This window comes from Actinokineospora sp., from assembly GCF_052390155.1.
Lineage (GTDB): Bacteria > Actinomycetota > Actinomycetes > Mycobacteriales > Pseudonocardiaceae > Actinokineospora.
This window is the reverse complement of record NZ_JBQTHF010000042.1, coordinates 34,654-46,139: the sequence shown is the minus strand read 5'-3', so window position 1 is coordinate 46,139 and position 11,486 is coordinate 34,654. Positions and strand designations below refer to the sequence as shown.

Annotated in this window: 12 protein-coding genes; 9 read left to right on the top strand and 3 right to left on the bottom strand. The window is 69.1% G+C overall.

Going from position 1 to position 11,486, the window contains the following annotated elements; genetic code table 11:
* Positions 1-7: 7 nt before the first annotated feature.
* Both ACT4N7_RS15870 and ACT4N7_RS15865 read right to left on the bottom strand, forming a co-directional pair.
* On the bottom strand, positions 8-685 hold the full coding sequence (locus tag ACT4N7_RS15870) for an LmbU family transcriptional regulator (RefSeq protein ID WP_444829495.1): 678 nt from the start codon (positions 683-685) through the stop codon (positions 8-10).
* Positions 686-866: 181 nt separating this feature from the next.
* A complete protein-coding gene (locus ACT4N7_RS15865) occupies positions 867-2,285 on the bottom strand; it encodes a class I adenylate-forming enzyme family protein (protein ID WP_444829494.1) in 1,419 nt (472 codons plus the stop codon).
* 188 nt (positions 2,286-2,473) lie between these two features.
* Here ACT4N7_RS15865 and ACT4N7_RS15860 point away from each other — a divergent pair, with 188 nt between their 5' ends.
* Positions 2,474-3,565 carry an alpha-hydroxy acid oxidase gene (locus tag ACT4N7_RS15860; RefSeq protein WP_444829493.1) on the top strand — a complete coding sequence of 364 codons (1,092 nt, stop codon included), beginning with the start codon at positions 2,474-2,476 and terminating at the stop codon, positions 3,563-3,565.
* Here ACT4N7_RS15860 and ACT4N7_RS15855 read toward each other — a convergent pair.
* Positions 3,553-4,284 carry an SDR family NAD(P)-dependent oxidoreductase gene (locus ACT4N7_RS15855; RefSeq protein WP_444829492.1) on the bottom strand — a complete coding sequence of 244 codons (732 nt, stop codon included), beginning with the start codon at positions 4,282-4,284 and terminating at the stop codon, positions 3,553-3,555. The genes ACT4N7_RS15860 and ACT4N7_RS15855 overlap by 13 nt on opposite strands.
* Positions 4,285-4,542: 258 nt before the next feature.
* Here ACT4N7_RS15855 and ACT4N7_RS15850 point away from each other — a divergent pair, with 258 nt between their 5' ends.
* The 8 genes from ACT4N7_RS15850 to ACT4N7_RS15815 all read left to right on the top strand — a co-directional run bounded on the left by ACT4N7_RS15850 (position 4,543) and on the right by ACT4N7_RS15815 (position 11,486).
* Positions 4,543-5,316 carry a hypothetical protein gene (locus tag ACT4N7_RS15850; RefSeq protein WP_444829491.1) on the top strand — a complete coding sequence of 258 codons (774 nt, stop codon included), beginning with the start codon at positions 4,543-4,545 and terminating at the stop codon, positions 5,314-5,316.
* A gap of 158 nt (positions 5,317-5,474) precedes the next feature.
* Positions 5,475-6,236, top strand: coding sequence for an IclR family transcriptional regulator (locus ACT4N7_RS15845; RefSeq protein WP_444829490.1), 762 nt, complete (start codon positions 5,475-5,477; stop codon positions 6,234-6,236).
* Between the two features lie 42 nt (positions 6,237-6,278).
* Entirely contained in the window at positions 6,279-7,190 is a 912-nt protein-coding gene (locus tag ACT4N7_RS15840; RefSeq protein WP_444829489.1) for an alpha/beta hydrolase, read from the top strand.
* Between the two features lie 5 nt (positions 7,191-7,195).
* Positions 7,196-7,843 (top strand): ABC transporter permease, encoded by a 648-nt coding sequence (locus ACT4N7_RS15835; protein ID WP_444829488.1) that lies wholly within the window; start codon positions 7,196-7,198, stop codon positions 7,841-7,843.
* The gene (locus ACT4N7_RS15830) at positions 7,836-8,837 is read left to right on the top strand and encodes an ABC transporter ATP-binding protein (RefSeq protein WP_444829487.1); all 1,002 of its coding nucleotides are present in this window, start codon (positions 7,836-7,838) and stop codon (positions 8,835-8,837) included. The genes ACT4N7_RS15835 and ACT4N7_RS15830 overlap by 8 nt, the downstream gene beginning before the upstream one ends.
* Positions 8,838-8,898: 61 nt before the next feature.
* Entirely contained in the window at positions 8,899-9,654 is a 756-nt protein-coding gene (locus tag ACT4N7_RS15825; protein ID WP_444829486.1) for an ABC transporter permease, read from the top strand.
* Positions 9,655-9,678: 24 nt separating this feature from the next.
* On the top strand, positions 9,679-10,644 hold the full coding sequence (locus ACT4N7_RS15820; protein ID WP_444829485.1) for a glycine betaine ABC transporter substrate-binding protein: 966 nt from the start codon (positions 9,679-9,681) through the stop codon (positions 10,642-10,644).
* Positions 10,641-11,486 (top strand): carbon-nitrogen hydrolase family protein, encoded by an 846-nt coding sequence (locus ACT4N7_RS15815; RefSeq protein WP_444829484.1) that lies wholly within the window; start codon positions 10,641-10,643, stop codon positions 11,484-11,486. The genes ACT4N7_RS15820 and ACT4N7_RS15815 overlap by 4 nt, the downstream gene beginning before the upstream one ends.

Here is an 11,486-nt window from a genome sequence, read left to right as displayed (position 1 = left end):
AACCGAACTAGCCCGCACATTCTCCGGGGTTCGCGGCGCGATCCAGCTCGATTTCCATCCATTCGACCAGCACCAGGTTCGCCCGTTCCGCGGCGTCCACCCAGGCTTGTTTGCGTTCCGGCGAGATGTTCAGCCGGAACGCGACGTGTGCTTGTTCGGGCGCGTTCGCGGGTGCGGTCGCCCGCGCCTCGACCTCGCGGTCGGTCTTGACCATCGCCCGGAGCTTGTTCCTGGACCAGGAGAAGCGCTCCGCGCGGTCCAGCCAGGCGTCCTGCTCCTCGTCGGAGAGGGCGGCCACCTCGATGTGGTGCTGCACGCTGAGCCTGTCTCGCCGGCGAGATGGCCGGAACCGGCGCGCGATCCACGCGTAGTTGCGCAGGGTCTGGTAGTCCAGCATCGTGCCCTCGATCGCCTTGCGGTAGCGGTCGGGATAGGTCCGCTCGCCGTAGAGCAACCAATCGCCGAACCACCAACCGGACGAGTTCGAGATGCGCAGGATCTGTTCGCCGATGTCCCGCCACCGGTCTACCGGAAGCTCGGTCGGCAGGATCAGCGAATTGCGTCTGGTCACCGCGCAACCGTCGAGATTGATTCGACTCGGTACGGCTGATTCGCCCGCCGCCGGTGAATTCGGTAGCACCACCGGCAGGCCGGCTAATTCGGTCGCGGTCTTGGTCAGATTCATGACGTTTCCCCACCAGGCAGGATCGCTCGAACTTCGGACCAGGATTCTTGCGATCCGAAGCTACGGCGTGCCGAAGGAGGGGGGCAAGCAATGCGCAACGAGAGAGTAGAAAATTGGTTTATCGGTGTGAAATGCGCCCGGACGCGATCATGACGTCCTCACCCGGCCGGTATGACGAGCGCTACGCCGCGTCGCATTCCGGTCGGCGGGCGGCGGCCAGCGCGGCGAGGTCGCGGACGATCTTGCCGGTCACCGTGCGTGGCAGCTTGTCGAGCACCGTGTACCGCTGCGGCCGCTTGTACGGCGCCACCTGCGCGGCGAGACCCTCCTGCAGGTCGGCCACCGTCACCGAGTCGTCCACGACCACGTAGGCCGCGATGCCGCGGTCGTACACCAGCACGGCCTCGGTCACCCCCGGCAAGCCGGACACGACCTGTTCGATCTCCATCAGGTCGACCTTCAGCCCGCCGATCGACACCTGGGCGTCGAGCCTGCCGAGCACGGTCACCAGACCCGTTGCGGCGTCGATGGTTCCCGCGTCCTTGGTGTGCAGCCAGCCGTCGACCCAGCGGGTGGGGTCGACCGCGCCGAGGTACGGCGTCCGCGCCGTGCGCACCAGCAGTTCGCCGCCCGCGACCCGCAGTTCCATGCCAGGGGCGGGCGCGAGCGCGGGCCGGTGTCCGCCGGACAGATCTTCGGCGATCACGCCGGTCTCAGTCATCCCGTACATCGTGCCCAGGAAGGCGGAGTACCGGTCGAGGAACGCCTCCGCCACCCGCGGCCGGACCAGTTCGCCGCCGGTCGTCATCCGAATCAACTGCGACAGCGGGGCCGGATCGGCCACCGCGGTGAGCAGTTCGATGTGGAACGGCACGCCGATCACGGTGGTGGGCGCGTCACCCGCGGCGACCGTGCGCAAGATGCCCTCCCCGGTCATCCGTTGCGGCACAACGACTTGCGCGCCCGCGTGCAGTCCGAACATAACGCCGCCGACCAGGCCGAGCACGTGGACCATCGAGGAGAGCAGCACGATCCGCTCGCCTTCGCCCGCCACGCCTGCCATCCGGCTGTACCGGCCGAGTTCGGCGATCAGGTTCTCGGCGGTGCGGCCGATGACCTTCGACGGGCCGGTGGACCCGGAGCTGAGCTGGATCAGCACGTGCTCGGTCGTGGCGGGCAGACCGGATCGGGCTTCGACAATGGTGTCCACCACGTCCAGGTAGCCGCGCAGGGCACCGCCCCTGGTGCCGCGCGCCCTGACCACGAACTGGGGCCGCAGGCGCTGGCAGGCGAGGTCGACCTCGTGTTGGGTGAGCCGGTAGTCGAACAGGATCGCCCGGCCGCCGGAGCGCCAGACCGCCAGCAGCGTCACGACGAACTCCAGCGACGGCGGCAGCCACAGCGCGACGGTCCCGCCGCGCCGCACGCCCTCGGCCGCCAACTCGATCTGGCGGACGCGGACCGCGTGCCGGAGTTGGGCCCGATCGATCGGTTCGTCGAGCCACAGGCAGACCTCGGCGTCGGCACCGCCGAGGAGAATGTCGTCGACCCAATTCCCGGACAGTACCGCCCGGGTGGCCTTTGCTGCTTCGACAGTCATCGGGCATCCCTACTGTTGCCACATTCTTCAGAATCAGCTCCGGGATTCAACGCTACGATGTCCGCCGGGCGGCAAGCAAGGTGCGGGGGACGCTGTCTCGCCGGCAAGACAGGGCAAGCGTATTGCCCGGCCCGGTGTTGTGTTACGACTTGACGGTCCACGTCTTCGGGCCGATCTGGAGCGAGATCATGACCAACACCGAAACTCCGCTGGATATCCCGGAACTGGCGCGCAGGTGCCGCTCGGTACTCGCCAAGGACGTGTGGGATTTCATCGCGGGCGGCAGCGGCACGGAAAGTACGCTGGCCGCGAATATCACCGGGTTGTCCCAGGTGTACGTGCTACCCCGGGTGCTCCGCGACGTGTCACGGTGCGACCCAAGATCCGAATTCTTCGGCGCCGGGGCGTCGATGCCGGTCGCCATCGCGCCGATGGCCTATCAGACCCTCGTGCATCCCGATGGCGAATTGGCGTCGGCAAGCGCGGCCAAGGAAGCGGGAATTCCGTTCACGGCCGCGACCCTCAGCGGGCATTCCGTGGAGCGAATAGCCGAGATGGGCGGCTCGACCTGGTTCCAGCTCTACTGGCTGCGCGACCGGGCCCGCACCCTCGACCTGGTCCGGCGCGCCGAGGACGCGGGCTGCGGCGCGGTGATGCTCACCGCCGACGTCCCGTGGATGGGCCGCAGGCTGCGGGACCTGCGCAACCAGTTCGCGCTGCCGGGCCACGTCACGGCGGCCAACCTCGACGGCGGCGCCCCGTCCGCGGCCCACGACGCGGCCTCCGGCGGGTCGGCCGTCGCGGCGCACACCAGGGCCGCGCTCGACCCGTCGCTGAGCTGGTCGGACGTCGATGACCTGCGCGAACGTACTCGGCTGCCGCTGATCGTCAAGGGCGTCCTGCACCCGGACGACGCGGTGCGCCTGGTCGAGTGCGGGGTGGACGCGGTGGTCGTCTCCAACCACGGCGGCCGCCAGCTCGACGGCGCCGCGCCCGCCTGCCAGGCACTGCCGCTGATCCGGGACGCGGTTGGCGAGCGCTGCGAGGTGTTGCTGGACAGCGGGATCCGCAGTGGAACCGACGTGCTGAAAGCGCTTGCGCTCGGCGCGTCCGGGGTCCTCGTCGGCCGCCCGGTGCTGTGGGGCCTGGCCGTGGCGGGCGCCGCGGGCGTGCGCCAGGTGCTCGACCTGCTGGCCGCCGAGTTCGCCGAGGCCCTCGGCCTGGCGGGCTGCCCGTCCGTCGCGGACGCCCGCAAGTTGGTGACCGGTCAGAAGACCTGAGCGGTCGGCCGCAGCAGGACCTCGTTGATCGCCACGTGCCGCGGACAGGTGACGACGTACCCGATCAGATCGGCGACGTCCTCGGGCCGCAGGGTCTCCAGATCGGCGAACTGCCCGCTCAGCGCCGCCTGCACCTCGGGCCGGTTATGGCTGGCCAGTTCCGTGGCCACCACGCCCGGCTCCACCACGGAAACCCGAATGTGCCTGCTGGTGACTTCCTGCCGAAGCGATTCGCTGAACGCGCCTACCGCGAATTTCGTCGCGTTGTAGACCCCGCCGCTGGGAAATGCCTTCCGGCCCGCCATCGAGCTGATGTTCACGATGTCGGCCACCTGCCGCGGCGGTTGTTCGGCCGCCTTGTTCAGATAGGGCAATGCCGCCCGGGTGACGTGCAGCAGCCCGGTCAGATTGACCGACACCATTCGCTCCCACTCCTGCGGCGGCGCGCTCTCGAACCCGCCGAGCAGCATCACGCCCGCATTGTTGACCACCGTGTCCAGCCGCCCCAACCGCCGCACCACGGTTTCCACCGCCGCTGCGACAACGTCGGCATCGGTGACGTCGAGCTCGACAATCTCCGCCGTACCGCCGCCCGCCCGAATCCGCTCCGCCACCGCCGCCAACCGATCCTGGCGGCGGGCGAGCAAGGCCACCGCCGCCCCCCGCCCGGCCAGTTCCACCGCGGTGGCCGCCCCGATGCCACTGGACGCCCCGGTCACCAGCGCGACCGTTCCTGTCAAGCTGTCTGCCATCGAATTCTCCCGTTTTCCCGGCCCTGGACACCTGTCGTCGCGAAACACGGTATCCAGGCCCCAGCGCCACCGGGAATGCCTACGACACCCCATTTTCCACTCCAGAAACCTCCCTCGTCGCGCAGGCCGGGACGGCGGGCGGGTACTCCCACGGTAACGGGCACGCCGACAACAACGAGTATCAAAGAGCAGGCCGACGGAGGAAACCAGGCGAACGGACCAGACATGGCTATGCGCGCGATCGCCGTTGGCGACGAGAGTTCACCCCAATCAGCACCGAATCTTCAGTACGCGCAATGGACGTCGAGCATCTATCAGTTGGAGCAGCAGGCGGCGGTCGAGGCGGGCTTCACGCTCGGCTCCGTCAAGGCGTCCGCCGACTACCGACTGCTGGTCATCGACGTGGCTCGGAGCGCTGTGCGAAAGATCCCGCGAACCCGGCGTTCGGAGACCTGGGGATACGGATACCGGCTGCTGGTGGAGATCAGCGACGTCAGCAACGTGACCTCGCTGACGCTGCCCGCGATCGCGGCATCAGTCGAGCTCGGCCAGGTGAAGGCGAGTGTTCGGCTCGAAGTCAACGGCTACACCGGATCGGAACTCTGGAACGAACTACCGGTACCGCGACCACTCGACGTCGACACTTATAAAGACTACATCGCGGCGGCGAAGCGTATTCAGAAGGCGTTCTTCGAGCATCCCGACAAAGCGTTGCCGGTAAAGCTGGCGGACAACGACGAGAGCACGATCGCCGAAGGCGGCGTCAACGAGACCGAGATCCGCGAATCGGTCGTGCTGGTGGGCCTGATGAAGCGCATCGAGGACCGGGTTCCGCAGGGGTCCGCCGCCGCCTCGCTGACGTTGGAAAGCGATCTTCCAGCGGAAGTCGTCGACCAACTCGCGGCGGGCCTCTACGCCACCCTCCGCGTCGGCACCGACGACGCCTCGCGCCGCGCGGGTGCCGAGCGGGCCGCCGCGTTCCTGAACCCGTTGCGGTGACACAGCCCCGCTGACCCTCCGCCCATGCACCGTCCCGAAGAGACTGTCCACGGGCGTCCCGGCAACCCGCACGACGCCGCTCGGCATGAGCCGCGCCGGGTTGCGTTAAACGCAACGAGCTGTTGCGTGCTTCACCACACAGGGCCAAGCTGCCCGGCATGTCCGAGCAGGAGCGGTCGACCGCGGCGCGGCTCCTGGGGACCCTGGAGGCGCTGAGCGCGGCGCCGGACGGGATGACCGGCGCCGAGGTCGCCCGCGCCCTGGGCAAGGACAAGTCCAGTGTGTCCCGGCAGCTTCGGCCGCTGGTCGACCTCGGGGTGGTGGAACGCGACAGCGACGGTAGACACCGGTTGGGTTGGCGGTTCTTCACCCTGGCCGCACGGGCCGGTGACCAGCGGTTGCTGCTGCTCGCGCCCCCGGTGATGCGGCAGTTGTCGAACCAGTTGGCGGAGCGGGTGCACCTCAGTGTGCTGCGCGGGCGCGACGTGCTGACGATCCTGTCCGAGAGTTCCCAGCGGTCCATCGAGGCGGTGGGGTGGGTCGGCCGGACGGCGCCGGTGCACTGCACGTCCTCGGGCCGGGCGCTGCTGTTCGACCACTCCGACGAGGCCGTGCGGGCCCTGCTCGACGGGCTGGCCACGCCCGGACCCGGCCCGCAGGCACCGAAGTCCGTCGACGAGTTCCTGCGTCGACTGCGCGAGGCCAGACAGAGTGGGTTCGCCACCGCGGACGGCGAGTTCGACCCCGACCTGGTGGCGGCCGCGGCCCCGGTCCGCGACTTCACCGGGCGGATCATCGCGACGCTGAACGTGTCCGCGCCCGCGTATCGGCTGCGCGGTCGCCTGTGGCAGGCGGGCCAGCACGTCGCGGCCGCGGCGACGCACCTGTCCCGAGCCATCTCATCCGAACCAGGTCTGTGACCGGCCAGGTCCCAGAAACCCAGCCCAGGAGATAACCCAGCCATGCCTTCCGTTCCGCTTTCCTTCTACAGCAACAGATTGCGTATCGACGCGGACCTGCATCTGCCCGACGACAACGGTTCCGGCGCGCCGTACCCGGTGGTCGTGCCCGCGAGCGGCTACCAGGGGCTCAAGGTCATCCACCCCGAGCGGTTCGCCAGGGCACTGGCGCCGCGCGGCTACGCGGTGCTGGCCTTCGACTACCGCGGCTTCGGCCTCAGCGAAGGGGAACGCGGCAGACTCGTGCCGCAGGACTGGGTGGAGGACGTGCGCGCCGCGGTCGACCGGGTCAGCGCGCACGAACTGCTCGACGCGGACCGGATCGCCCTGCTCGGCTGGGGTCTCGGCGGCGGCGTCGTGGTGGCCGAGGCCGCCGACGACCCGCGGGTCGGCGCGGTGGTCTCGTGCAACGCCGTCGCCGACGGATACCGCTCGACCCGCAACATGCACGACGAGACGTCGTGGTCCACATTGCTGCGGCGCATCGACGCCGACCGCGCGGTGCGCGCCACCGCGGGCCGCTCCGAGATCACCTCGCCGTGGGACATCGTCCGGCTCGACCTGGACGACCGGACCGACGGCTACGTCGGCGAGGAGCTGTACCGGGCGCCCGGGTTCGGCTCCGGCGTGACGCTGGAGTCGGCGGACTACCTGCTGCGGTTCCGGCCCTTCGAGGTGGTGCACCGGATCGCGCCGCGCCCGCTGCTGATCGTGCACGGCGAGCGCAACGAGCTGCACAAGCCCGAGGAGGCCGCGGACCTGTTCGAGCGGGCGGGCGAGCCCAAGCGACTGGAACTGCTGCCCGAGCACGGACACACCGAGTGGATGTTCGACGACCACACGACGTTCAAGTCGGTTGTCGACCTCATCGACGAGTTCCTGGGCCAGGCGTTCGGCCCGACGAAGGTGGAGTGAGCCGGATGTCCTTCGACGACTATGTCATCCGCAACGCCGACCGAATCCTTTTCCTCACCCTGCAACACATCCAGCTCGTCCTGCTGAGCGTGGCGGCGGCCACCGTGATCGGCGTGGGCCTCGCGCTGGGCAGCGAACGCATGCCCCGGCTGCGATCCGCGCTGCTGTCGGTGACCGGGACGCTGCTCACCATCCCGTCGTTCGCCCTGTTCGGCATCCTGATCCCGATCCTGGGGCTCGGTCTGGCGCCCGCGGTCGTGGCGTTGACGGTGTACGCGATCTTCCCGATCCTGCGCAACACCGTGACCGGCCTGGAATCCGTGGACCCTGCCGTGCTGGACGCGGCCAGCGGCATGGGCATGCGGTCCGCCCAACGGCTGAGACTCGTCCGGCTGCCGCTGGCCTGGCCGGTGATCCTCAATGGAATCCGGGTCGCCACGATCATGGTCGTGGCCATCGCGGCCATCGGCGCCGCGGTCCGCGGCCCCGGTCTCGGTGAGCTGATCTTCCGCGGCCTGGCCCGCATCGGCGGCGCCAACGCGCTGAACGAGGCCCTCAGCGGCGTCCTCGGCGTCGTTGTCGTCGCGCTCGTACTCGACGCCGCCTTCATCCTGATCGGCCGCCTGACCACGCCGCGAGGTCTCCATGTCTGAAACCACAACACCCCCGCCCGCCGACGTCATGATTCGGCTGGACACCGTGCACAAGCGCTATTCCGGCCAGTCCGGCGACGCTGTCGCGCCCCTGTCGATGGACATCCGCGCGGGCGAGTTCGTCGTCTTCGTCGGTCCGTCGGGCTGCGGCAAGACGACCACGCTGCGGATGATCAACCGGATGGTGGAACCCTCCGGCGGGCGCATCTGGATCGACGGAAAGGACGTGACCAAGGTCGATGTGGACGACCTGCGTCGACACATCGGTTACGTCATCCAGCAGGTCGGCCTCATCCCGCACATGACCGTCGCCGCCAACATCGGCCTGGTGCCGCGTCTGCTGGGCTGGGACAAGGCCCGCACCGAGTCCAGAGTGGACGAACTGCTCGACCTCGTCGGCCTCGAACCCGCCCAGTTCCGCACCAGGTATCCAAAGCAGCTCTCCGGCGGACAGCAGCAGCGGATCGGGGTGGCCCGCGCGCTGGCGGCCGACCCGCCGGTGATGCTGATGGACGAGCCGTTCGGCGCGATCGACCCGATCACCCGCGGCAGGCTGCAGGAGGAGTTCCTCGATCTTCAGCGGCGGATCCGCAAGACCATCGTGTTCGTCACGCACGACATCGACGAGGCGCTCAAGCTCGGCGACCGGGTCGCGGTGTTCAGCGAGGGCTCACGCCTGGCGCAGTTCGCCAGCCCGCTGGAGATCCTGACCAACCCGGCCGACGACTACGTCCGGTCGTTCGTCGGCTCGGGCGCGGCGATCCGCAGGCTAGCCCTGCTGCGGGTCGGCGACCTCGACAGCGCGGACGCCGAACCGGCCGCGGGCAACGGATTGCGGGTGTCGGCCGACGAAACGCTCTACTCGGTGCTGGAGCGCATGCTCCAGGACGGCGTGGACTCCGCGGTCGTGTCCGGCGAGTCCACAGCGGACGATCGAACGTTCACCCTGCGGGACCTGCTGTCGGCGGGCTCGGCCGGAAAGGTCCGGCCATGAGCGCGCTTGCGAGCGAGTCACTGTCACGCGAGCGGCTTCACCGAGCCTGCGAGGGGATGGCATGAGTTCCACCGATCTGGCGGTCCAGGACACCGGGGCCGCGCGCACGGCGTCCTGGCCGCTGCCCGTCATCGCCGTGACGCTGGCCGTCGCCATGCTCGGCTACCTCCAGTTCGCCGAGCTGGACTCGATCGAGGCCCGGCTGCTGGCCACCGACGAGATCCTGGCGCGGGCGCTGGAACACGTCCGGCTCGTCGCGATGTCCACAGTGGCCGTCATTGTCATCGCGGTTCCGTTGGGAGTGCTGCTGAGCAGGCCGTGGATGCGGCTGCTGCGGGGTCCCGTGCTGGCCGTGGCCAATGCCGGACAGGCCATCCCGTCGATCGGCATCCTGGTGCTGCTCGCGATCCTGTTCGGCGTCGGCCTGTGGATGGCGACCATCGCGCTGGTGCTCTACGCGCTGCTTCCCGTGCTGCGCAACACGATGGTCGGGCTCCAGCAGGTGGACGCGGCGCTGATCGACGCGGGCCGCGGCATGGGCATGAGTTCCCGGCAGATCCTGACGAAGATCGAGTTGCCGCTCGCCGTGCCGGTCATGCTGGCGGGCATCCGGGTGGCGCTGATCCTCAACGTCGGCGTCGCGACGCTGGCCACCTACACCAACGCGGGCGGCCTCGGCTCCCTGATCGAAAGCGGCATCGTCTTCAACCGCACGCCGGTGATCATGACCGGCAGCGTGCTCACCGTGTCCCTCGCCCTGCTCGTGGACTGGCTCGCCGGGATCGCCGAGCGATTCCTGCGTCCGCGCGGCATCTGACCCAGACCGAAACGAGGATCTCCGATGCGTCACCGCACCATCCTTCCCGCACTGGCAGCGATCGCCGGGCTCACGCTGAGCGCGTGCTCGCTCGGCGAGGCACCCGGCACCGAGGCCAAGCGCGGCTCACTCGCCGACAAGGGCACCCTCGACGGCGTGTCGCTCTCGGTCGGTGGAAAGGAGTTCACCGAGCAGCTCGTGCTGTGCGAACTCACCGCCAAGGCGCTGGAGTCGGTGGGCGCCACCGTCAAGCGCTCCTGCGGCATCTCCGGCACCAGTAGCGTCCGGGCCGCGCAGCAGAGCGGCGACATCGACATGTACTGGGAGTACACGGGAACCGGGTGGGTGACCCACCTCAAGCAGACGACGCCCATTCCCGACGCCCGCAAGCAGTACGACGCCGTGGCCAAGCAGGACCTTGAGAAGAACGGTGTCCGCTGGCTCGATCCGGCCCCCGCCAACAACACCTACGCGATCGCCACCACCAAGGAGAAGGGCGACGAGCTCGGCATCCGCACGATCAGCGACTACGCCAAGCTCGTCCAGACAAGCCCCGACAAGGCCACCTTCTGTGGTGCCGCCGAGTTCTTCGGCCGCGAGGATGGCTGGCCGGGCGTGGAGAAGGCGTACGGCTTCACGCTGGACCGGTCCGCCAAGGCCGAACTCGCGCTGGGCGCCGTGCCGAACTCCATCGACAAGTCCAACCCGTGCAACTTCGGCGAGATATTCGCCACCGACGGCCGGATCGAGTCGCTCGGGCTCACCGTGTTGACCGACGACAAGCAGTTCTTCACCCCGTACAACCCGTCGCTGACCGTGCGCAAGCAGGTCGCCGAGGCCAACCCCAAGCTCGCCGACATCATCGCGCCGATCTCCCAGGCACTCGACGACACGACCCTGCGCAAGCTGAGCGCCGGTGTGGACGTCGAGGGCCTCACCGCCGAGCAGGTTGCCGACAAGTGGCTGCGGGAAAAGGGTTTCATCAGTTGAGCGAGGACCCCGACAGATTTCGGATCGCGCTGATCCAGACCTCGCCGATCCTCGGGGCCGTCGAGCACAACCTGGCGGAGCTGCACAGCCAGCTCCGCCAGGTGTCCCATGTGGACCTCGCGGTCACCGCCGAGCTGGCCACGCACGGCTACCACATCGGTGAGCTGACGGACCCGCTTGCCTTGCCCGCCAACGACCCGCGGCTGACCAGCCTCGGCGGGCACGGGCCCGCCGTGGTCGTCGGGTTCGCCGAGGAGGGCGTGGACCGACCCTACAACAGCGCGGCAATCATCGACCGCGACGAGGTGGCCGTGCAGCGCAAGCTGTATCTGGTGCAGTACCGGGGCTGGCGAGAGAGCGACCAGTTCCACCCCGGCGACCGGCTGGAGTGCCACCGGATTCGCGGCGCCACGATCGCCGTCCTGGTCTGCAACGACCTGTGGCAGCCCGCCCTGCCGTGGCTGGCCGCGCATTCCGGCGCGGAGATCCTGGTGGTGATCGCGAACAGCCTGCGCAGCTCGGCCGCGGTTCCGGTGCAGCGCATGTGGGAAGTGCTGATCACGCACGCCGCGGTCGCGCTGCAGTCCTGTGTGGTCTTCGTCAACCGGTGCGGCACGGAGCTGGGCGGCACTTTCTGGGGCGGGTCCAGGGTAGTGGTGCCCGACGGCAGGCGGTTGGCGAAACTCAGTGCCGCCGCGGGCCGCGCCGTGGTCGAGGTCGACCTGGCCGCGCTGCGCGAGCTGCGCCGCGAATGGCCGCTGCTGCGCGATTCCGGGTTCGACCTGATCGCGACCGAGACCGCCCGGCGCGGCGCGGGCGCGCGGATCACGGCGGTCGGGTGA